The sequence below is a fragment of the Bacillus sp. 5RYD7K genome, from assembly GCF_059831465.1.
In genome coordinates this window covers 2,063,569-2,086,201 of record NZ_CP191200.1, presented here as the reverse complement: position 1 = coordinate 2,086,201, position 22,633 = coordinate 2,063,569, and the positions used below count along the sequence as shown (strand labels likewise).

22 protein-coding genes and 1 riboswitch are annotated in these 22,633 nt (G+C 47.5%); of the genes, 2 read left to right on the top strand and 20 right to left on the bottom strand.

Annotated elements, in window-relative coordinates; all coding sequences use genetic code 11:
- Positions 1-4: 4 nt before the first annotated feature.
- The 9 genes from rph to sdhC all read right to left on the bottom strand — a co-directional run bounded on the left by rph (position 5) and on the right by sdhC (position 7,504).
- On the bottom strand, positions 5-742 hold the full coding sequence (gene rph / locus ACQE26_RS10475) for a ribonuclease PH (RefSeq protein WP_016938746.1): 738 nt from the start codon (positions 740-742) through the stop codon (positions 5-7).
- Between the two features lie 110 nt (positions 743-852).
- Positions 853-1,938, bottom strand: a complete 1,086-nt coding sequence (locus tag ACQE26_RS10470; RefSeq protein WP_045925258.1) for a GerMN domain-containing protein — start codon at positions 1,936-1,938, stop codon at positions 853-855.
- Positions 1,939-2,043: 105 nt separating this feature from the next.
- A complete protein-coding gene (racE, locus tag ACQE26_RS10465; RefSeq protein ID WP_101605407.1) occupies positions 2,044-2,862 on the bottom strand; it encodes a glutamate racemase in 819 nt (272 codons plus the stop codon).
- A gap of 7 nt (positions 2,863-2,869) precedes the next feature.
- Entirely contained in the window at positions 2,870-3,310 is a 441-nt protein-coding gene (locus ACQE26_RS10460) for a MarR family winged helix-turn-helix transcriptional regulator (protein ID WP_016938743.1), read from the bottom strand.
- Positions 3,311-3,498: 188 nt separating this feature from the next.
- Positions 3,499-3,723, bottom strand: coding sequence for a spore germination transcription factor GerE (gene gerE, locus ACQE26_RS10455; RefSeq protein ID WP_003152579.1), 225 nt, complete (start codon positions 3,721-3,723; stop codon positions 3,499-3,501).
- A 120-nt stretch (positions 3,724-3,843) separates the two neighbouring features.
- Entirely contained in the window at positions 3,844-4,281 is a 438-nt protein-coding gene (locus ACQE26_RS10450) for an acyl-CoA thioesterase (protein ID WP_016938665.1), read from the bottom strand.
- Positions 4,282-4,340: 59 nt separating this feature from the next.
- A complete protein-coding gene (gene sdhB, locus ACQE26_RS10445) occupies positions 4,341-5,099 on the bottom strand; it encodes a succinate dehydrogenase iron-sulfur subunit (protein WP_045925255.1) in 759 nt (252 codons plus the stop codon).
- Between the two features lie 2 nt (positions 5,100-5,101).
- Positions 5,102-6,862, bottom strand: coding sequence for a succinate dehydrogenase flavoprotein subunit (gene sdhA / locus ACQE26_RS10440; RefSeq protein ID WP_003152573.1), 1,761 nt, complete (start codon positions 6,860-6,862; stop codon positions 5,102-5,104).
- 33 nt (positions 6,863-6,895) lie between these two features.
- The gene (gene sdhC / locus ACQE26_RS10435) at positions 6,896-7,504 is read right to left on the bottom strand and encodes a succinate dehydrogenase cytochrome B558 (RefSeq protein WP_003152571.1); all 609 of its coding nucleotides are present in this window, start codon (positions 7,502-7,504) and stop codon (positions 6,896-6,898) included.
- Between the two features lie 296 nt (positions 7,505-7,800).
- Here sdhC and ACQE26_RS10430 point away from each other — a divergent pair, with 296 nt between their 5' ends.
- On the top strand, positions 7,801-8,247 hold the full coding sequence (locus ACQE26_RS10430; protein ID WP_016938662.1) for a YslB family protein: 447 nt from the start codon (positions 7,801-7,803) through the stop codon (positions 8,245-8,247).
- Positions 8,248-8,294: 47 nt separating this feature from the next.
- On the opposite strand, the gene ACQE26_RS10425 is transcribed toward ACQE26_RS10430, so the two are convergent.
- The 9 genes from ACQE26_RS10425 to ACQE26_RS10385 all read right to left on the bottom strand — a co-directional run bounded on the left by ACQE26_RS10425 (position 8,295) and on the right by ACQE26_RS10385 (position 18,929).
- The gene (locus tag ACQE26_RS10425; RefSeq protein WP_500469280.1) at positions 8,295-9,524 is read right to left on the bottom strand and encodes an aspartate kinase; all 1,230 of its coding nucleotides are present in this window, start codon (positions 9,522-9,524) and stop codon (positions 8,295-8,297) included.
- A 125-nt stretch (positions 9,525-9,649) separates the two neighbouring features.
- Positions 9,650-9,828: riboswitch (Lysine riboswitch) on the bottom strand.
- Between the two features lie 61 nt (positions 9,829-9,889).
- Positions 9,890-11,662 (bottom strand): excinuclease ABC subunit UvrC, encoded by a 1,773-nt coding sequence (gene uvrC / locus ACQE26_RS10420; protein ID WP_016938660.1) that lies wholly within the window; start codon positions 11,660-11,662, stop codon positions 9,890-9,892.
- A 147-nt stretch (positions 11,663-11,809) separates the two neighbouring features.
- On the bottom strand, positions 11,810-12,124 hold the full coding sequence (trxA, locus tag ACQE26_RS10415) for a thioredoxin (protein WP_003152560.1): 315 nt from the start codon (positions 12,122-12,124) through the stop codon (positions 11,810-11,812).
- Between the two features lie 151 nt (positions 12,125-12,275).
- Entirely contained in the window at positions 12,276-13,766 is a 1,491-nt protein-coding gene (locus tag ACQE26_RS10410; RefSeq protein ID WP_500469277.1) for an alpha-N-arabinofuranosidase, read from the bottom strand.
- A gap of 212 nt (positions 13,767-13,978) precedes the next feature.
- Entirely contained in the window at positions 13,979-14,956 is a 978-nt protein-coding gene (locus tag ACQE26_RS10405) for an electron transfer flavoprotein subunit alpha/FixB family protein (protein ID WP_500469275.1), read from the bottom strand.
- A 31-nt stretch (positions 14,957-14,987) separates the two neighbouring features.
- A complete protein-coding gene (locus ACQE26_RS10400; protein ID WP_060964609.1) occupies positions 14,988-15,761 on the bottom strand; it encodes an electron transfer flavoprotein subunit beta/FixA family protein in 774 nt (257 codons plus the stop codon).
- A 13-nt stretch (positions 15,762-15,774) separates the two neighbouring features.
- Positions 15,775-16,554 carry an enoyl-CoA hydratase gene (locus ACQE26_RS10395; protein ID WP_500469273.1) on the bottom strand — a complete coding sequence of 260 codons (780 nt, stop codon included), beginning with the start codon at positions 16,552-16,554 and terminating at the stop codon, positions 15,775-15,777.
- A gap of 13 nt (positions 16,555-16,567) precedes the next feature.
- Positions 16,568-17,152, bottom strand: a complete 585-nt coding sequence (fadR, locus tag ACQE26_RS10390) for a fatty acid metabolism transcriptional regulator FadR (RefSeq protein ID WP_500471485.1) — start codon at positions 17,150-17,152, stop codon at positions 16,568-16,570.
- A gap of 88 nt (positions 17,153-17,240) precedes the next feature.
- A complete protein-coding gene (locus ACQE26_RS10385) occupies positions 17,241-18,929 on the bottom strand; it encodes an AMP-binding protein (protein WP_500469272.1) in 1,689 nt (562 codons plus the stop codon).
- Positions 18,930-19,032: 103 nt separating this feature from the next.
- Between ACQE26_RS10385 and ACQE26_RS10380 the strand changes: the two genes are divergently transcribed.
- Complete coding sequence (locus ACQE26_RS10380; protein ID WP_500469270.1) at positions 19,033-19,710, top strand: DUF2711 family protein; 678 nt, start codon at positions 19,033-19,035, stop codon at positions 19,708-19,710.
- Between the two features lie 138 nt (positions 19,711-19,848).
- Here the strand turns inward: ACQE26_RS10380 and ACQE26_RS10375 are convergent, their stop codons facing one another.
- Both ACQE26_RS10375 and ACQE26_RS10370 read right to left on the bottom strand, forming a co-directional pair.
- A complete protein-coding gene (locus tag ACQE26_RS10375; RefSeq protein ID WP_003152541.1) occupies positions 19,849-20,253 on the bottom strand; it encodes a DUF350 domain-containing protein in 405 nt (134 codons plus the stop codon).
- A gap of 16 nt (positions 20,254-20,269) precedes the next feature.
- Complete coding sequence (locus tag ACQE26_RS10370) at positions 20,270-22,627, bottom strand: endonuclease MutS2 (RefSeq protein ID WP_060964606.1); 2,358 nt, start codon at positions 22,625-22,627, stop codon at positions 20,270-20,272.
- Positions 22,628-22,633: the final 6 nt, after the last annotated feature.

The window sequence follows — 22,633 nt, the reverse complement described above, 5'->3', positions numbered from 1 at the left end:
TTCTTTATTTCAGTTCAGGCAATGTTTCTCCCAGCACTTCTTTTTGCTTTTGAATAAGCGTCTGGATTCCTTTTTCGGCAAGGCTTAACAGTCCGTTTAAATCTTCACGGGAGAATGTGGCTTCTTCGCCCGTCCCTTGAAGCTCTACAAAACGTCCGCTTCCCGTCATGATGATATTCATGTCGACTTCAGCCGTTGAATCTTCTTCATAATTCAGATCCAAAAGCAGACCTTCTTCTTTATCCATCCCGACAGAAATGGCCGCAAGATAATCTGTCACGGGAGAAGTTTTGATAACGCCGCTTTTTACGAGTTTTCCGGCCGCAATGGCCATTGCCAAGAAGGCGCCGGTAATGGAAGCCGTTCTTGTTCCGCCGTCCGCCTGAATGACGTCACAGTCGATCCAGATCGTCCGTTCGCCGAGCTTTTCCAAATCAACGACGGCCCGAAGCGCACGCCCGATCAGACGCTGGATTTCCATCGTTCTGCCGGAGACCTTTCCTTTTGAAGATTCTCTTATCGTTCTTTGATTCGTGGCGCGGGGAAGCATGCTGTATTCCGCTGTGATCCAGCCTTTTCCTCCGCCGCGCAAAAATGGCGGCACCCGGTCTTCCACAGATGCATTACAGATAACCTTTGTATTTCCCGCTGTAATTAAAACAGAGCCCTCCGGGTGAGTGATAAAATCCAAATCAAATGTGATAGGGCGCAGCTCATCGTGCTGTCTTCCGTCGTGTCTCATATTTTACCTCCGATTATATGTACATAAACCTTTTGTTCCGGATTGTGAATAAAGAAAGAGGCAGCCCGGAACGCTAACCTCTTTTTTACTAGTATATCAAAAATCACAAATTAAAAACTACCCGTATTCACTTGTGACGGTCTCGAAACGGGTTTTGAAAGGGATTCACCCTTTTCATTCACCAGTTCTGATTTTCCGTTTACTTTTATAGAAACACTTTTTATCGACGGCTGTTCTGTTAATGTGAGAACGATGCTGTCCAGCACGCCCGATGATACCATTTTTGTTTTTTCATCGGCGCTTCCGTAAATAGAGCTGTTAAAGTCAAGTGTAACCCGGCCGTCTTTTACTTCCGGCTTGCTGAGCAGCTTAACATCGTTATTAAAGTCCGTCAAAAGCCCGCTTGCTTTGCCCGGCCCGTCGGCGAGCTGTTCAACGGCAGCGGTGATGTCATTTGTTTCCGAATTGTCAATCCGCTTTGTGACAGGCACGTAATATTCGCTCGTCTCTGTTTCCGCCAGATAGTATACAGTCAGCGGATGGGTGTCTGTCAGATCATTCACTCCGGCTGTTTCAATATTAATTCCGTCTTTTCTGCTTAAGTCGCCCGTAATCGGCGTACCGCCTACAGGCATTTCTTTCAGTTCATGCCCGTTCATTCTGATTTTGACTTTATCTATGGAGCTGAATTGGGTAAGCGTCCATGTAATCGATTGCAGGATTTTTTGTTCGTCTTCTTTTTTATAGTTTTTAAATTCCTTCGAAAAATCAGCGACGGCGGTACCGTCTTTTTTAATGTCAACATTTACCGTCGTATCAACAGGAAGCACCGCTCTGAATCCGTTCGGCAGGATTTCTGAGACAGGCCCCCCCTGAACCAAATACTCAAGGGCCTGCTTTGCGGTTCCCTCACTGTTCGGAAGAGGCAGTGTCTGTGCTGCGACATAGCCGTTTTTATCAATCAGATACAGCTCTCTCATGACTGTATTGGCCGGCTGGTCGGCTTTAGACGTGCCGTTTTTTTCTGATTGCTTTGATTTTGCCTGTATCCCCGCTTCACCCTTTACATATGAAATGTCTTGAGGCGGGTCAATTTCCCCGGCTGTTTTATCGGATTGAAACAAACCGCATCCTGATAATACAAAAGCCGAAGTAAGACATGTTGCAGCAATGACTGCAGGTCCTTTTTTCAGCATACTTTTCCCTCCTAAGGCTGTTTGTACTATGATGTATACGAGCCCTGTCCGGGAAATAGACCGGGATGCGCAAAAAAACCCGCCGTAAACAGCGGGTTTTTTGATTTATTTTCTGATCGGCTCTTGAAGGGAGATGCTCTCGACATGGCCGATTTCATGGCCGAACCAGTCTTCGGCAATTTTTGCGAAGCCGTTCCGTTCTCCCGTTGTAAGAAACTGATACTCCGGTGCATGATTCGATTGGTTTAACAAGCCTTTATAAGACAAGATGGTACTCACTTCTCTCGCTGTCTCGTCACCGGAGGAAATGATTTTCACATGATCTCCCATATAGTCCTGAATCGGTTCTTTCAAAATCGGATAATGCGTGCATCCTAGAATCAGGGTATCAATTGCTGTGCCTTTTAAAGGCTCGAGTGATGCTTCGACCGCTTCCTCCGCCGATTCCTGCAGAAACCGTCCGCTTTCCACAAACGGCACCAGCAGCGGACAAGCCGTGTTCTCGACTTGAAGGTCTGCATTTAAACCGAGCAGCGCCTGCTCATACGCTCTGCTTTTAATGGTATTTATCGTGCCGATGACGCCGATATGCTGGTTTTTCGTCACCTTTATCGCCGTTCTCGCACCCGGCTGAATGACGCCGACAACCGGAATATCCGTTTTGCGCTGAATATCCTCCAAGGCAATGGCCGTGGCCGTGTTACAAGCGATCACGAGCATTTTGATATGGTGGTTTTCCAGCAGGTAATCGGTCATTTCCCACGTGTATTGAAGAACTTCTTCTTCAGGACGCGGGCCGTACGGGCAGCGTTTTGTATCTCCCACATAGATGATATTTTCCTTCGGTAGCTGTCTCATGATTTCCTTAGCAACGGTTAACCCGCCAACCCCGGAATCAATGACTCCTATCGGCTGTTCCAACAAAATCGCCTCATTTTCTTTTCATTTCATGCTGCAGTTTCAATAATGATTTTTCGAAGACGGCTGTTTCTTCTTCGGAAAATGTCTCAAACATATCCCGCAAATATGCCTGCCTTTTTAAAATCACTTCCTGAATAATGCGCTCTCCTTCAGCGAGAAGATGAATTCTGACGACCCGTCTGTCAGCAGGGTCTTTCACCCGTTCGACAAGCTTATTTTTTTCCATGCGGTCTATCAGATCCGTCGTCGTGCTGCAAGCCAAATACATTTTGCCTGATAATTCGCCTATTGTCATATCCCCCAATTCATAAAGCCATTGAAGGCCTACGAATTGCGGCGGTGTAATTGCATATTGGTTAAGGATTTCTCGTCCTTTTTGTTTAATGATCGCAGCGATATGGCGGAGTGATTTTTCGATATCCGCAACATGCTCTACAGATTTTGATGTCATTTGTCCATCCCTCACTCAAGGATCTTTCTGGGCTATTCACGCTCCGTGTCTATTTTCCTTCTTTTTTTAAGAAAATGCAAGACTGACGGAGAAAAAGGAAAAGCCGGGATTTTCATCGCATGCCTATCACCCCGGGCGCCAACACAAATAACCGGCTCCTTCTCGTAAAGAAGGAAAACCGGCAAGAATCAGAGCTCTAGCTCACCCATTCTAAGAAGCTCGACAACAGCTTGCGAACGCCCTTTCACACCTAACTTCTGCATGGCATTTGAAATGTGATTCCGTACAGTTTTTTCACTGATAAATAGCTCGCTTGCAATTTCTTTTGTTGTCTTGTCTTGAACGAGCAATTCGAATACTTCTCTTTCTCTTTTGGTCAGCAGCGGCTTTGATTGAAAATCTTTCTCCTTCAAGTATTGTAACCCTCCTTGCTAAGGTGAGAGCGAATCTGAAACGAATGGGTTTATATAGTCAAGATATCATATGTAAAAGCCACTTCGGAGGTGACGTCACTTAAAGAAATAGTTATCCGTTCAGGCGAGCAGAATGCCTTTCTCCCGCTCCGTCCAGCTGACCGCTTTGCCGCTTGTCTTTGATACTTGTACCATAACGACGGAACCGGTAAAGCACGGCAGGCCTGACTCGTTTTCTCCAAGGTAATGAAGGGTGACGGACGCATTTCCGACAGAGCTTGCTTTGACATAAATCCGCAGATTTTCATACGGCATCACCTGACGCATATAGTCACACTGCTGGCTTGCGACGACTGTCATCGTCTCCGCATTTTGCGCTTCCATGCCGCGCTGCTTAAAGTAGGCGATCCGGGCTTCTTCAAAATAGATGAAAGGGGTTACATTATTCATATGGCCGAACATATCCGTTTCTGAAAAGCGAACCGATACTTCAGTAAAGAAAGAAAACGACTGTCTCCATTCTTCAAACGGGATGTCAATGTATTGCGGTTGTTTCATCACCTTCAGCTCCTTATAAAAAAACCTCTCCCGTGCGGAAGAGGCTCTTTTTCTATATCTTATACTCTGTCGCTTCCGAAGAAATTGCGGAATGCTTGTAAGTTGGTATCTCTGTTCAAAGCAGCGATTGAAGTCGTGAGCGGAATGCCTTTCGGGCAGGATTGAACACAGTTTTGTGAATTCCCGCAATCTCCGAGACCGCCGTCTGTCATTAAAGCTTCTAAACGTTCTGACTTGTTCATCGCGCCCGTCGGATGGGCGTTAAATAGACGCACTTGCGACATCGGGGCAGGCCCCATGAACTTCGATTTGCTGTTGACATTAGGGCAGGCTTCAAGGCAGACGCCGCAGGTCATGCATTTAGACAACTCATATGCCCACTGGCGGCGTTTTTCCGGCATTCTCGGTCCCGGTCCCAAGTCGTAAGTCCCGTCTATCGGCACCCATGCTTTCACTTTTTTCAGTGAATCAAACATTCTGCTGCGGTCAACCTGAAGGTCACGGACAACCGGGAATGTTTTCATCGGCTTCAGACGGATCGGCTGTTCCAGCTTATCAATCAGCGCCGTGCATGACTGGCGCGGTCTGCCGTTGATGACCATGGAGCAGGCGCCGCATACTTCCTCGAGACAGTTCATGTCCCATGCGACCGGAGTAGTTTTCTCCCCTTTTGCATTCACGGGATTTCTGCGGATTTCCATCAGGGCGGAAATTACGTTCAGATTCGGGCGGTAATTGATTTCAAATTCTTCATCGTATGGCGCGCTTTCAGGCGTATCCTGACGTGTAATGATAAACCGTATCTTTTTCTCACTCATGATTATTTCGCCACCTTCTTCTTCGAGTAGTCGCGTTTACGGGGCGCAATCAGTGATACATCGACATCCTGATATTCAAATTCCGGAGCTTCAAACGGACCGGCATGTTTAGCCATTGTCGTTTTGAGCCACTCATCGTCATTTCTTTCAGGGAAATCCGGTTTATAGTGCGCTCCCCGGCTTTCATTTCGGTTATATGCGCCGAGCGTGATGACTCTGGCAAGCTGAAGCATATTGGAGAACTGGCGGGTGAACATCGCCCCTTGGTTGCTCCATTTTGTCGTATCATTAATATTGATTTTCTTAAAGCGTTCCATCAGCTCTTGGATTTTATCATCTGTTTTCAAAAGCTTGTCATTGTGGCGGACCACCGTTACGTTGGCCGTCATCCATTCTCCGAGTTCACGGTGAAGCACGTAGGCATTTTCATCGCCGTCCATCTTCATGATGTCTGCCCATTTTTCTTCTTCTTTTTTCACGTAGGAATCAAATAATGAAGAAGACAGGTCTTCAGCCGATGTTTCAAGTCCGGAAACATATTTCACCGCATTCGGACCGGCAACCATTCCTCCGTAAATGGCGGAAAGCAGAGAGTTTGCCCCTAAACGGTTTCCTCCGTGCATTGAATAATCACATTCACCCGCCGCGAACAGTCCGCGGATGCTTGTCATCTGATCATAATCAACCCACAGACCGCCCATTGAATAGTGAACGGCAGGGAAAATTTTCATCGGAAGCTTGCGCGGGTCATCTCCCATGAATTTTTCATAGATTTCGATAATGCCGCCGAGCTTAACATCAAGCTCTTTCGGATCTTTGTGCGAAAGATCGAGATACACCATGTTTTCTCCATTGATGCCGAGCTTCTGGTTCACGCACACGTCAAAGATTTCGCGTGTCGCAATATCCCGCGGCACAAGGTTTCCGTAAGCCGGATATTTTTCCTCAAGGAAGTACCAAGGTTTTCCATCTTTATACGTCCAGACTCTTCCGCCCTCGCCGCGCGCCGATTCACTCATCAGACGGAGTTTATCGTCTCCGGGAATGGCAGTCGGGTGAATTTGAATAAATTCGCCGTTAGCGTAGTAAGCGCCCTGCTGATAAACGATTGATGCGGCAGATCCCGTGTTGATCATGCTGTTTGTTGATTTGCCGAATACAATTCCTGGTCCTCCCGTCGCCATAATAACGGCGTCAGAACGGAATGACTCGATTTGCATATTGGTCAGATTTTGGGCTACGATACCGCGGCACGTGCGCTCATCGTCAAGAACGGCGCCGAGGAATTCCCAGCCTTCATATTTTGTGACGAGACCCGCCACTTCATATCTGCGCACTTGCTCGTCCAGTGCGTAAAGAAGCTGCTGACCCGTCGTCGCTCCCGCGTATGCGGTTCTGTGATGCTGTGTACCCCCGAAACGGCGGAAGTCCAAGAGCCCTTCCGGCGTTCTGTTAAACATAACCCCCATGCGGTCCAATAAGTGGATAATGGACGGCGCCGCTTCACACATCGCTTTTACAGGCGGCTGGTTTGCTAAAAAGTCGCCTCCGTAAACCGTGTCATCAAAATGCTCAAACGGAGAGTCTCCTTCCCCTTTTGTGTTGACAGCTCCGTTTATCCCGCCCTGCGCGCAGACCGAGTGAGAGCGTTTGACCGGAACGATGGAAAACAATTTAACGGCCGTGCCTGATTCCGCTGCTTTAATTGTCGCCATGAGGCCGGCAAGACCCCCGCCGACTACGATAATGCTTGATTGACTCATGATAGCCCCTCTCCCTCTAGTAATCTAGTTCTCTTACACAAACGCAAAAATCGCTTTTAGACCCACGTATGAAAGCGCTAAAAATATAATCAGCGTCACGTAAGTCGAAATTCTTTGAGAACGCGGCGTGACCGTGATCCCCCATGTGACCGCAAAAGACCATAAGCCGTTTGAAAAGTGAAAAATAACTGATAAAACGCCTACAATGTAAAATCCGAGCATAAACGGCGAGCTCAGAATATTCGCCATCATATCGAAGTTGACTTCAGCGCCCATCTGTGCGGCAATCCGCGTCTGCCACACATGCCAGCTGACGAAAATAAGGGTGAGAATACCGGTGACACGCTGAAGCACAAACATCCAGTTTCTGAAATAGCTGTAGTGGCCAGCGTTGTTTTTCGCAGTAAATGCTATGTACACACCGTAAACCGCATGATAAATTAAAGGTAAGAAAATAATAAAAATTTCTAACGCATACCTGAACGGCAGACTGTCCATAAAGCCGGCCGCCTTGTTAAACGCATCCGCTCCCCTTGCGGCAAATTGGTTGACGACTAAATGCTGGATCAAAAAGATGCCGACCGGAATCACACCGAGCAAGGAATGCAATCTTCGAAAATAAAACTCTCTGTTCCCAGACATTACTTTACCCCCTGTTTGATTTAAGTGCGAAATGTGCTAAAATCTCTGCCCCCACTTCGTTTCAATTGTAAGCACTTTATTAAAATTTATTGACAATTTCATTTTACTCCTCCCTCAAAAGGGCGTCAAGAAAACGTGTACATAAATTATAATTTTCGGAATTGATTATTTGACGTGAAAATTTTATTTTCCTGCAATACCTTTTTCACTTTTTTTCACGTGTTTTATAGGATCATCCTGTAATCCTCCCCCCTGTTTAAGCTATAATAAACGAAGGAGAGAGGGGAATACATAATATGAAGAATAATTATGAAGCAGCTTTAGAACCTTTAACTGAACTCGGCGTCAGCGCATACGGCTACGAATTAATCCGGGAAATCGTGCTTCCGGATATCCTCGGCCCGGAGCATTCATCCATGATGTATTGGGCGGGGAAACGCCTCGCCCGCAAATTTCCTCTTCAATCGTGGGAAGAAATCCCCGCCTTTTTTGAAAAAGCCGGCTGGGGAACTTTGACAAACACAGGATCAAAAAAGCAAGAGCTGGAATTTGAACTGGAAGGACCGCTCGTATCCAGCAGGCTCAAACACCAGAAAGAGCCGTGTTTTCAGCTTGAAGCCGGTTTTATAGCCGAACAGATTCAATTGATGAACGATCAGATTGCAGAATCTTATGAACAGGTAAAAAAGAGAGCGGATAAAGTCGTCCTGACCGTGAAATGGGATATGAAGGACCCTGTATAATTGAAAAAAGGCGGTGACTCAAAAGTCCCGCCTTTTTGCCTGCCCGTTTATACGGCAGACGGCTGTTTAGAAAGCTCAAACGCATCATGAAGCGCTTCGACGGCTTTCACCATATCATTTTCACTGACAACCGCTGATACTTTTATTTCAGATGTGCTGACCATTTTGACTTGTACATTTTTTTCCGCCAGTACGGCAAACATGTCCGCGGCGACGCCGGGATTAGAGACCATGCCTGATCCGACAATGGATACTTTCGCCAGCTTTCTTTCAGTTTCAATTTTTTCATAGTCAAGCGCGTTTTTATATTCTTCAAGCACAGCGACCGTTTGTGCGGAATCTTCCGTTTTCACTGAGAAAGAAATGTCTGCTTCCCCATTGTCCGCTTGTGTCTGAATAATGATGTCGACGTTGATGTTTCGTTTCGCCAGCGCGGTGAAGATCGTTGAAAGTGTTGTCAACCCGCTTGTCAGGCCCGTGACGGACACCCTTGTAATCTGGTCTTCAAATGCAATTCCTCTGACGATTAAATTCTGCTCCATTGATGATTCCTCCTCAATTAATGTTCCAGCTTCATGTTCCGTGCTTGACCGCACTTCCAAAGGCACTTGATAGTTTTTCGCGAACTCAACCGCCCGCGGATGAAGAACACCCGCTCCGAGATTTGCAAGCTCCAGCATTTCATCGTAAGAAATTCCCGCCAGTTTTCTCGCTGACCGGACGTACCGCGGATCTGTCGTAAACACGCCCGGAACGTCCGTGTAAATGTCGCATTTATCCGCTTTTAATGCTGCGGCAAGAGCGACCGCCGTCGTATCGGAACCGCCCCGTCCGAGCGTCGTGATGCCGCCGTCTTCGGTTACTCCCTGAAAACCGGCGACAACTGTAATCCTGCCTTCTGCAAGCTGCGCCTGAATTGCGGTGATATCAATATCCGTAATTCTCGCATTGCCGTGGACAGCCTCCGTGCGGACACCCGCCTGCCAGCCCGTATAAGAGACGGCGTCATATCCTTTTTCTTGAAGCGCCATGGCCAAAAGCGAAATCGTGACCTGCTCTCCCGTAGACAGAAGCATATCCATCTCGCGTCTGCTTGGCTCAGATGTCATTTCCGCCGCCAGATTAACGAGCGCGTCGGTTGATTTTCCCATTGCCGAAACGACGACTACGACGTCATGGCCTTTTTTCTTTTCAGCAATGGCGCGATTTGCTGCATTTTGAATTTTTTCGGCAGAGCCGACGGAAGTGCCTCCGAATTTTTGTACGATAAGACCCATACTAGACCACCCTTTACATTTTGGTTCGTGCGGGTGAGGAGAAAAGAGCGTTGTGTCCACAATAAAAAAAGCAATGAGAGGAATAGCTCTCATTGCTTTTTCATATCATTACGATTGATTATGAACAACGAGATAGCCCTCCAAGAAAATGAATTCTTGACAGCTTTACATTTATTTAATGCAAAGCCAGCAAAGCACACCGATGGGATGTGTTTCACTTCGGCGAACTCCCCTTTCAGCCTTTTTCGCAGAATCCATCATTCTCCAAAGGCATACTATTGAAGTTCGCACCTCTATCTTCACCATATAACACGATCTTATGAAATTAGTTCACATTCTAGCAGACTTTTCAGAAAAGCACAATACTATTTTTTCAATTTTTCAAACAGCAGCTGAGCGGCCGCAGCCGGCACACCGGCTTTTTTGATATCGTCAAGACTTGCTTCCTTCATCTTTTTGACAGAACCGAAATGCTTTAAGAGCATTTTTTTGCGCTTTTCGCCGATCCCCGGGATATCATCCAATACGGATTGAAAAGCGCTTTTTCCCCGGATCTGTCTGTGAAAGCTGATCGCAAAACGGTGAACTTCATCCTGAATGCGCTGAAGCAGGTAAAATTCCTGGCTGTTCCGCTCCAGAAATACCGGTTCAAGCGGGTCGCCGATCAGAAGGTTGGATGTTCGGTGTTTGTCATCTTTCGCCAATCCCGCTACCGGGACATCAAGGCCGAGCTCATTCTCAAGCACGTCGCGCGCCGCGTTAATCTGCCCTTTTCCGCCGTCAATGATGATTAAATCCGGCAGCGGGAGATTTTCGCGGAGCACCCTCGAATATCTTCTTCTGACGACTTCTCTCATTGATCCGTAATCGTCAGGCCCTGTTACGGTTTTAATTTTATATTTGCGGTATTCCTTTTTATTCGGCTTTCCGTCAATAAAGACAATCATGGCCGATACAGGGTTTGTGCCTTGAATATTGGAGTTGTCAAACGCTTCAATCCGGTGCGGCGTGTAAATGTTCAATGCTTCGCCGAGCCGTTCGGCTGCTCCGATTGACCGTTCCTCATCCCGCTCGATTAATGAGAACTTTTCCCGCAGGGCGATTTTCGCGTTTTTGTGCGCAAGCAGAAGCAGTTCTTTTTTCGGGCCTTTTTTCGGCTGATGCACGGCGGTTTCCAAAAGCTCGCTGATCATGTCCCTGTCAACGCTGTCAGGCACCAGAATTTCCTTGGGCAGAAAGTGATTGTTTTTCGAATAGAACTGGCCGATGAAGGTCAGAAATTCTTCATCCGCTTCCTGGTACATCGGAAACATGCTGACATCGCGTTCGATCAGCTTTCCTTGGCGTATGAAAAAGACTTGAACGCACATCCAGCCTTTATCGTACGCATAAGCGAACACATCGCGGTCCAGAAGGTCATTCATGGTCATTTTCTGCTTTTCCATCGTCGATTCGATGTAAGCAAGCTGATCGCGGAATTCTTTAGCCCGTTCAAATTCAAGCTTTTCCGCCGCCTCTGCCATTTTCTCTTCAAGCTCTTTTTTGACCTCGTTATGCCCTCCCTTTAAAAAGCGGGTGATGTCTTCCACAAGCTCGCGGTTTGTCTCCTCAGAAATATCCTTTACACATGGAGCGAGGCATTGTCCGAGATGGTAATAGAGACAGACGCGGTCCGGAAGATTTGAGCACTTCCTGAGCGGATAAAGGCGGTCCAGCAGTTTTTTCGTTTCCCGCGCCGCCTGTACATTCGGGTACGGGCCGAAATAGCGCCCTTTGTCTTTTTTGACATTGCGGGTGACAATAAGCCGCGGATGGCGTTCATGGGTGATTTTAATAAAGGGATAGGTTTTATCATCTTTCAGCATGACATTGTATTTCGGATCGTATTTTTTAATCAGATTCATTTCCAAAATAAGCGCTTCAAGATTGGAGGAAGTCACGATATATTCAAAGTCCTCAATCTCCGTCACAAGCCTTTGGGTTTTTGCATCGTGAGAACCGGTGAAATAGGATCTCACCCTGTTTTTCAGCACTTTCGCTTTCCCCACGTAGATGACTGTTTTTTGACGGTCTTTCATTAAATAACAGCCCGGCTGATCGGGAAGGAGGGCCAGCTTTTCTTTCAGTTGTTTATTCATACGTTACCCTTCCTTACATTCATTTCTTGTGTCCATTCAGTGTATCACGAACATTTGTTTTTCTCCATTCTCAGCTTTTGGAAGATCAAAAAAGGCGATCCCTTTTAAAGGAATCGCCCTGCCGCAGCCGTAACGGAAACTTTCGGCTTACAGATGTTTGTTTACAAGCTCTTCAAGGGCTTCTTTCGGTTTGAAGCCGACAGATGTTTCAACCACTTCTCCGTCTTTTAACACAAGAAGTGTCGGGATGCTCATGACGCCGTATTTACCGGCAGTTTCTTGATTTTCATCCACGTCGATTTTAACGATTTTCAGTTTGTCTCCCATTTCTTGATCAAGCTCTTCAAGAACGGGCGCGATCATTTTACAAGGTCCGCACCAAGGAGCCCAGAAATCAGCTAATACGACACCTTCACTTGTTTCAGCTGAGAACGATTGATCAGTTGCTTTTACGATAGCCATTTGTTATTCCTCCAATGTCAAATGATGATTTTTAGTATAGCATCTCCCATTCGTTCATGCTAATTTAATGCTTATATTATTTTCTCCCGAACCCGCCGAAAATAATCTTATTTATAGAATGTATGATAACCGGTCAGCAGGCGTTCAAAACTTAAGATGGACCCGCCGGCAGCGTGATTAATACAACCGCCATCGGAGGAAGCTCCGTCTCCAGGTTTCCGCCCTTCTGCGTAAACCCGGAAAACGGCTTCGGTTTGACGTTTTCAGGGCTGCTGAATGTATTGTGGGCATTCATTTTTTCAGCACGCAGAATCGTCGCGGAAGGCTTCCCTGTCTTTTTCATGCCCCGCAGTTCAATCTTCACGTCAGCTTTATGCAGATGATCGATATTGCACATGCTGATATGGATGTCTCCGTTTTGCTGTTTGGAGGCGGAAATACTGACTTGCGGGAGCCGGCCGTCTTTCCATTCGTATCCGGCCGCTTTTGTTTCTGTGGCTAAAAGAGCAGCATCTTGGTGAACCTTAAACATATCAAATACATGATATGTCGGCGTCAGCAGCATATTTTTCCCTTCTGTCAGGATCATTGCCTGAAGCACATTGACGGTTTGCGCGATATTGGCCATCTGCACACGGTCTGCGTGCTGATGAAAAATATGAAAATGCGTGGCGGCGACAAGCGCGTCGCGGATTGTATTTTGCTGATACAAAAAGCCTGGATTCGTGCCAGGCTCAGGGTCAAGCCACGTCCCCCATTCATCAATGATCAGACCGACTCTTTTTTCCGGATCGTATTGATCCATAATGGCGCTGTGCCTTGTAATCAATTCATTCATATGGGCCGCCTTTTTCATCGTGATGAACCATTCATCTTCCGTAAACTCCGTCGCTGATCCTTTTCCCTTCCAGAAGTCGCCCGGTATTGTGTAATAATGCAGGCTCAGCCCGTCCATGAGATCAGCGGCTTTTTTCATTAATGTTTCTGTCCAGCGGTAATCGTCGACATTCGCACCGCCGGCAATTTTATAGATTTCATTCCCGCTGTAATTGCGGACATAGGTTTGAAAGTTCCGGTAAAGATCGGCATAATACTCAGGATGCATGTTTCCGCCGCAGCCCCAGTTCTCATTTCCTATACCGAAATATTTGAGCTTCCACGGTTTTTCCCGCCCGTTTTCCTTTCTCCAGTCGGACATCGGTGTGCCCGCTTCAAACGTCATGTATTCAATCCAATCAGCCATTTCCTTAACCGTCCCGCTGCCGACGTTTCCGGCGATGTACGGTTCGCAGCCGAGCAGTTCACAAAGCATCATAAATTCGTGCGTGCCGAATTCATTGGAATCAATCGTTCCGCCCCAATGGGTATTCAGCATGGTTTTTCGTTCCCCTACGCCGTTTGCCCAATGATATTCATCAGCAAAACAGCCGCCGGGCCATCTGAGAACGGGAATCTGGAGCTGTTTGAGGGCGGAGGCGACATCCGTCCTGATTCCGCCGGTATTCGGAATATCGGAATCTTTTCCGACCCAGATGCCCTCATATATGCCTCTTCCTAAGTGTTCCGCGAAATGTCCGTATATGTTTTTGTTAATGGTTCCCCGTGTGATATCCGTTTGAATGACTGCCGTATTGTGAGACATACTTGATCATTCCTTTCTTAATAAGAATGAAAGCACTACAGCCAATCTATGTATCTGGGATATATGCTGAAAGGATAAATTTGTAAGCGCTTTACAGAAAGCTTATTATATTGGTTCGTACATGTCAATCTGTTATTTTGCCAATACATAATTTATACGAACCAATCATCACAAACCAAAACCCTCTGACAAATGAAGCCAGAGGGTTTTGATTATGAATGAATATTGGCCTTTTTAAATTCCTGGGTCAGGAGCGGAACCACTTCGAACAAATCGCCGACAATTCCGTAGTCCGCTATTTTGAATATTTCCGCTTCCGGGTCTTTGTTGATGGCAACGATCACTTTACTGTTTGACATCCCCGCCAAGTGCTGAATCGCTCCGGAAATTCCGCAGGCAATATACAAATCAGGTGTAACGACTTTGCCCGTCTGGCCGATTTGAAGAGAATAGTCGCAATAATCCGCGTCACACGCGCCGCGCGAAGCACCCACCGCTGCTCCCAGCACTTCGGCAAGTTCTTTTAACGGTTCAAACCCATCTTTGCTTTTTACACCGCGGCCGCCCGCAACGATGATTTTCGCTTCTGATAAATCCACGCCGTCCGCTGTTTTTTTAACTACTTCTTCAATGACTGTCCGCAAATCTGCCGGCGGGACCGCAAGCTCTTCAATATCACCCGAGCGGCTTGTATCTCTTTCTAATGCCTGAATGTTATTCGGACGGATTGTCGCCAAGATGAAAGGATCGGTTGAAATCACCTGTTCAAAGGCTTTGCCGGAATAGATCGGTCTTGTAAAAACGATGTTGTCTCCGGTAACGCTTACATCCGTGCTGTCTGAAATCAACCCCGTTTCAAACCGTGCCGCAAGCTTCGGTGACAAATCTTTTCCCATAGAAGTATGGCCGAAAATAACCGCATCGGGCTTTTCATTTTCGATCAGATCCCCGAGAACCGCGGCGTATCCGTCTGCTGTATACTGAGAAAGCCCCGGTGCATCAGCCGTAAATACTTTATCGGCGCCGTACTGAATGAGTTCTGATGCTGCATCAGCCGCGCCTTTTCCCAACAGCACGCCGATGACATCTCCTCCGCCGGAAATGGTTTTGCCTGCGGCTATGGCTTCAAAGGTGACGTTCCGTAAGGCGCCGTCACGAATTTCCCCGAGTACGATCACTTTTTTTCCCATTCTGACATCCCCCAGTTTCTTTAATATCGGTTTATACGACTTTGGCTTCTTTTCTCAGCAGTGAGACAAGCTCCTTCGCCTGCTCAGCGGCTTCTCCTTCGATCAGTTTGCCCGCTTCTTTTTGCGGCGGCAGGAACCGTTCGATCGTTTTGAGCTTCGGTGCAGCATCATCCTCATCAATTCCGAGGTCATCGAGCTCAAGCTCTTCCAGCGGTTTTTTCTTCGCCTTCATAATGCCCGGAAGCGACGGATAGCGCGGCTCGTTTAAGCCTTGCTGTGCCGTGATGACTAAAGGAAGTGAGGTTTTAATGACCTCGGTATCCCCTTCGTTGTCTTTCTCTGCCACAGCTTCATCGCCGCTGATTGTCAGTTTTGTAATGGTTGTGACGCAAGGAATGTTCAGCAGCTCGGCAAGTCTTGGCGCCACTTGGCCGGAACCGCCGTCGATCGCGACATTTCCGCCGAGAATCAGATCATATTCCCGGTCCTTGAAATAGTGATATAAGATCGTGGAAATGGAGTATTGGTCGGGATCGCTCAGGTCATCCTCAATATTGATTAATACCGCCTGGTCGCACCCCATCGCAAGAGCGGTGCGCAGTTCTTTCTCCGCATCTTCTCCGCCGACGGTTACGGCGGTAACGGTTCCGCCATGCTCTTCTTTCAGCTGAATGGCTTCTTCAATGGCGTATTCATCATACGGATTAATGATAAACTCGGCTCCGTCCTCCTGAATCTTTCCTGCTTCAATGACGATTTTCTCTTCTGTGTCAAACGTCCGTTTCATCAGTACAAATAGATTCATATTCTTATCCCCTTTATCTTCGCCCACCGAATTGAGGCTTTCTTTTTTCGAGAAATGCCTGAATGCCTTCTTTTGCGTCTTCTGATGCAAATGCTTCCCCAAAGCGCTTTGCTTCGAGCTTTAAGCCGCCGTCATAAGAATAGACTTTGTTTGAATAAAGAAGCTCAAGCAGGGAAGCCATCGACTGCGGGCTTTTTTCCGCAAACTTGCCCGCTAGCGTTTTCGCCTTTTCCAGCAGCTCCTCTTCATTTTCGGCGCCTATTGTGACAAGCCCGAGGCTGAGCGCTTCTTCTCCGGTCACAGGTTCTGAAGTGCCGATCATCTCAAGCGCTTTCGCCGTGCCGACGTACCGGGGCAGGCGCTGCGTCCCGGCAAAGCCCGGAATAATGCCGAGATTCAGCTCGGGCAGGCCGAGCTTTGCATCCAATGTGGCGATTCTGATATGGCAGGCCATGGCAAGCTCCAGACCGCCGCCGAGCGCAGCGCCGTGAATCGCCGCGATAACGGGCTTCGGAAACCCTTCAATTCTTTCCATCAGCTGCTGGCCTTTATCAGCCATGGCAGAAGATTGCTCAAGATCATCAAGCGACGTAAATTCCTTTATATCGGCGCCCGCCGAAAAAAATTTCCCCTCACCGCGAATGATGATGCTTCTGACGGTGTCATCTGTTTCACACCGGTCGAACAGACCGGATAATTCAGCTAAAACCGCACCGGACAGCGCGTTGGCCGGCTGATGATTGATGGTGATCACTGCGACAGATTGTTCAACCGCCACTGAAAGGCTGTTCATCCGTCAACCCCCTTTAGTTTTGATGAATCCCTGACACCAACAGTTCCAATACCTTGTCTGACAAATCCGGAAGATTATATTTCTGATCGTTCATCACCCATGTTGTCACTGTTTCATCTATCGTCCCGAATATCATCTGCCGGGCGAGGCGGACGTCGAGATTGTCTTTCCATTCGCCCGACTCGATTCCTTCGGTCAAAATGGTGTCCAGCATGTTTAAATAACCTTTTAAAATATCATTGATTTTCAGGCGCAGCTTGATATTCGACTGTCTGAGCTCAAGCTGGGTCACAATCGCGAGGTGGCGGTCATTGCCGAGCAGTGTGAAGTGCTGCTTAATGACGAGAGCGAGTTTTTCTTTTGCCGTCGTTTTTTCTTTCACTTCTTCTTCCATGCGTTCAATGAACTGGCCCATCTTTTCTTTAAAAAGAGAAATGAGTATATCCTCTTTGTTTTTGAAATATAAATAGATGGTGCCGTCCGCAACGCCGGCCTGCTTGGCGATTTTGGACACCTGTGATTGGTGATAGCCGTTTTCCGCTATGACTTCTACTGCTGCATCAATGATCTGCATATACTTTGGCCGTTTTTGGTTCAATGTCATCGTTCCTTCCTTCAATAAATGAATGACTATTCATTCATAACTTCATGATAAAAAGGATTCCCGGTTTTGTCAAGTTTTTCTTTTAAGGCACCTTGTTTTCATGGGAAGCATCTTCCTCTTCGACCAGACGCCTTCTTAATATCTTTCCGACGGCCGTTTTCGGAAGCTCTTTTCTGAATTCGTACAGCTTCGGGACTTTGTACGGCGCAAGCCGCTCTCTGGCAAACGCATCAAGCTCATCGGCATCCGCTTCGGCGCCTTTTTTCAAAACGACAAATGCTTTCACCGTCTCCCCTCTGTAGGAATCAGGCACGCCCGCTACGACGATTTCCTGAACGGCTTCATGCTCATACAGCGCCTCTTCCACCTCACGAGGGTAAATGTTGTATCCCCCGGCAATGATGATGTCTTTTTTCCTGTCGGCGATGTAGAAAAATCCTTCCTCATCCATATATCCCATGTCACCGGTAAACAGCCAGCCGTCTCTGATAACACGGGCCGTCTCCTCCTGCCTGTTCCAATAACCTTTCATAACCTGCGGGCCTTTTACGATCAGCTCGCCGTGTTCATACGGCTCCGCAAGCCCGCCTTTTTCTTCTGAATAGATTCCGGCGTCGGTATTGGGCCAGGGACAGCCGATGCTGCCGGGCTTATTTTTTCCCCAGATGAAATTTGAATGGGTCACCGGTGATGCTTCGGATAATCCGTAGCCTTCCACAAGCTTTCCGCCGGTCACTTTTTCAAATTTCTGTTTGACTTCGACCGGCAGCGCCGCTGAACCGCTCGGACAGCTTTTTATGGAGGACAGATCATATTTATTCAGTTCCGGATGATGCAAAAGCCCGATGTAAATCGTCGGAGCTCCCGGAAAAACTGTCGGCTTTTGCCTGTCGATTGTTTTCAAGGTATCCAAGGGATTGAATTTAGGAAGCAGAATTATTTCACACCCCTGCATGATGGAGAAATTCAGCACGGCGGTTAATCCGTACACATGAAAAAAAGGTACGATGCCGAGCACTTTTTCGGCTCCCTTTTTCATTTTGTACATCCAGGCGGCGCCCATTTCTGTATTGGCCTGAATGTTTTTGTGCGTGAGCATGACGCCTTTCGGATAGCCGGTTGTTCCGCCCGTGTATTGAAGCACGGCGATGTCATGCTCAGGATCAATGTCAAATTCCTCCGCCTTCTCCGCTTTTTCATTTTTTAAAATGTCCGCTAAGCTGTGAATCTGTTCATGTTCGTCATAATCGATATGCACCTGTTTTTTTTGCGTGAGTGTATAAAGCATATTTTTCGGAAACGGCAAAAAGTCTTTGATACTGGTTGTAATAATGCGTTCAACGATTGACAACGTTTTCATTTTCATCACCTTCGGAAACAGCATATCGAGGGTGATGATCACGCGCGGCGAACTGTCTTGCAGCTGATACTCAAGTTCGTGTTCTGTGTAGAGAGGATTGGTCTGAACGACTATGCCCCCGGCAAACAATACGCCGTAAAATGCGATGACCGACTGGGGACAATTGGGCAGCATAATGGCGGCTCTGTCGCCTTTTTTCAGGCCTGTTTTACGTAAAAAAGCGGCTAGCTTTAATGAATCTGTGAGAACGTCTTGGAATGTGAGTTTTTTTCCGAGAAAATAAATGGCGGTATGGTTCGGGAATTGAGCTGCGGAGTTTGTCAGATTGGATGGCAGGGTTTGACCGGTAAATTCAAGCTCATGCGGAATCTCTTCGGGATATTGAGAAAGCCATGGCTTTTCAGACTGCATAAAACCTCTCCCTTCTGTTTTCCTATACGCTATTATTATAGCAGAAGGCTGATTGGAATTGGAAAGCGTTTCATGTTATTTTCGAGTTCAGGAGGTGTTGAGTTTGCTGGAAACACTGCATTTTGAAGAGGGAGTTCCTATCCTGCGCCAGCTGCCGAAGCCGTTTACCTCAGCCGCCTTTTTGCTTCATCCCTTTGTCCGAATGCCGGATGGGTGGGAAGCGCAAAAGCGCAAGCGGCCTTTTGAGCATATTTATCCGAGTGATGAGGAGATCATCGCAACGGGCAGACCCGTTTCCTGGAAAACCGCCATGACCGTCTGCGGACTGCGCTCTGAAAAAGAGACCGCGCTTGCGCTGATGACCGCTGTCATGGCACTTCGGGATGAATATGCACAGCCTGAATCCGCCGAGCTGTTAAAACGGCTTCATCATCCCGATCTGTACTTGCCGAGCGATGATGTCACTTCGCCATTTTTAATACCGGGACTCTTGGACGTGTTTCGTTCAAAAGGCATTGAGCGCTGCACTTTTTATGAGCCGATCGAAGCGGAAGGCCTATTTTCGCTCAAGCAAACGTCGCCTTCGGATGTATGCGGACTGCTGCAGGCTGACATGATGATTGCTGATGTAAAGCGGCGCGCGGCTTTTATGAGTATGTACGATTCTTTCACAACACTCTTTCTCATGGAGGACCAAGACATGCAGTCTGTTATCCGCGCCATGAATTGGGAAGCCGTCATTTGCTCTGATACGATGTGCATCAATTGGTATTCTCAATAAAAAAGACTGCCGATTTCAATTCGGCAGCCTTTTTTCCGTATTAAGATGTGATGACCAGATAAATAAGTCCGATGAACAGAAAAATTCCCGCTGCCGACAGCAGCACTTTCGCAAGCTTCTCCATTTTTCCCCGTCCCCTTAAATCCCGGCGGCCACCACAAATGACAGGCCGACTGAGATGACAAATGAAATAAAGCCGACAGCTCTGTTATCTTTTTCGATTTCTTTATCAATTTTAAACCGGGGCGTCAGAAATTCAAAGATAAAATAGCTGATTAAAAGCATAATAAATCCGTATACGCCCCAGCCGATCATTTGCAAAAGCGAATTATGCTGGGCGATGCTGTGCTGAAAGACATTCGCGATACCGAGAATTTTCCCTCCGGTCGCCATTGCCACCGCAAGATTGCCTTTTTGAATTTCCACCCAGTTTTTATAGGATGTCACCAATTCAAACACGGTCAGAAAAATGACGAGACACAAGACAGCCACACTGTAATAAGCCGCGATTTCAACAAGCTCATTTTCCCAAAAAGCATTCATGACGTTTTCTCCCTTTTTATTTTAGTTCGACAATCGTTACGCCTGATCCTCCTTCTCCCGCTTCCCCGAACCGCGAGCTTTTCACGCTGCGGTGGTTTTTCAGAAGATCCTGCACCCCTTTGCGGAGGGCGCCCGTGCCTTTTCCGTGAATGATGGACACTCTCGGATAGCCGGCAAGCACCGCGTCATCTAAATATTTTTCGACGCGGCTGAGGGCATTTTCGTAACGCTCTCCCCTGAGGTCAAGTTCAAGGGATACGTGATAATCCTTCCCTTTTACGGCGGTGATTGCTTTTTCTTTTTTCGGTTCAGGAGCCGATTTGAGAAACTCGAGATCTTTTTCCTTCACCTTCATTTTGAGGATGCCGATTTGGACGTTCCATTCTTTCTCGCCGGTTTTTTCAAGCAGCGCCCCTTTTTGTCCGAATGTGAGCACCTTTACTTCGTCGCCCGGCTTCAGCTCGCGTTTTTTCTCTGTTTTTCTTTCCGGCTGCTTTGATTTTTCAAAAGCCGGCATCGCGTCTCCGAGACGTTTTTTGGCATCAATCAGCTCGTGTTCCTTAAAGGATCTGTGTTCTTGCTTGATGGACCGGAGCTCGCGGATGATCTGTTCGGCTTCATTTGCAGCGGCCTCCAGTTTTTCCGCCGCTTTTTGTTCGGCTTCTTCCATCATTTTATCTTTTTGGGCGTTCAGCTCAATGATTTGCTGCTGAAGCTCTTTGTGCAGTTTTTCTGCTTCTTTTCTGATTGATTCGGTTTCAGAAAGCTCTTCATCCGCTCTTTTTTTGCTTTTTTCAAGCGATGCGATCATCAGATCGACTTCGTTGTGTTCGGCGGTCATTTCTGACTTCGCCTGGCCGATGATATGCTCCGGCAGACCGAGGCGTCTTGAAATCTCAAATGCGTTGCTTCGGCCCGGTACTCCGATCAGGAGCCTATAGGTAGGCGAAAGTGTTTCAATGTCAAATTCAACGCTGGCATTCATGACGCCTTGCCGGTTATATCCGTATGCTTTCAGTTCCGGATAATGGGTTGTCGCAAGCACTCTGGCGTTTGTCCGGTGGACTTCGTCAAGAATGCTCATGGCAAGCGCCGCCCCTTCCTGCGGGTCTGTTCCGGCACCGAGTTCATCAAACAGCACAAGACTGTTTTCAGACACTTCTTTTAAAATACTGACGATATTGACCATGTGGGATGAGAACGTACTCAGACTTTGTTCGATCGACTGTTCATCGCCGATATCGGCAAACACATTGTCAAATACGGCGGCTTCCGATCCCTCATCAGCCGGTATGTGCAATCCTGCCTGCGCCATTATCGTCAGCAGCCCGAGTGTTTTTAACGTAACGGTTTTACCGCCCGTATTCGGGCCCGTGATGACGATCGTTGAATAATCTCCGCCCAGTTCAATATCGTTGGCGACGACTTGATCTTGGGGCAGCAGCGGATGGCGCGCTTTTTTGAGACGGATAAAGCCGTCTCCGTTCATGAATGGTTTTGTCGCCTTCATCGCTTTTGCGTATCTCGCTTTGGCGAAAATGAAATCCAATGTCTGCAGCACTTCTACATTTTTAGCGATTTCATGTGTGTGTTCAGCCGTATGCTCCGTCAGCATCCGGAGAATCCGTTCGATTTCCTGTTTTTCTTTTACCTTCGCCTGCTGAAGCGAGTTGTTCATATCTACGATCGCCTGCGGTTCAATAAAAAGCGTCGCACCGGATGAAGATGTATCATGCACGATTCCGCCGTAGCTTGATCTGTATTCCTGTTTGACCGGAATGACAAAGCGGTCATTCCGGATCGTAACGATGGTGTCAGACAGCATTTTTGAAGCGGAAGATGAACGCAGCATCGATTCAAGCCGGTCTCTCACTCTTGATTCAAGCGTCCTGAGCTGCGTCCGGATTCCTCTTAGGGCGGGAGATGCATGATCAAGCACTTCGCCGTGATCATCAATGCAGGAGTTAATCTCCCTTTCCAAATCGCCCAATGTAATCAGTTCTTCTGCATGGGCCTGTATCAGCGGAATGCTGACGCCGTCTTCTGTCATTTGGCTGATAAAGTGCTTCATTTGTTTAACGGCATACAGCAGCCCGGACAATTCGGTAAATTCCGCCGGAGTCAGCACGCTGCCGATTTCCGCCCGCCGCAAAGCCGATCTTATATCGGTCAGCCCGCCGAACGGAGCATGGCCTCTTAAGCGCATGACCGCGGATGCTTCTTCGACTTCATCCAGCTGTTTTTGGATGTCAGCGAGATCCGTCAAAGGCTTCAGCTGCAGAAGCTTTTCCCGGCCGAGCGATGAGGCGGCATGAGCGGTAATCTGTTCTTTTACTTTATGAAATTCAAGTGATGATAACACTTTTTGCTGCACGGTTTT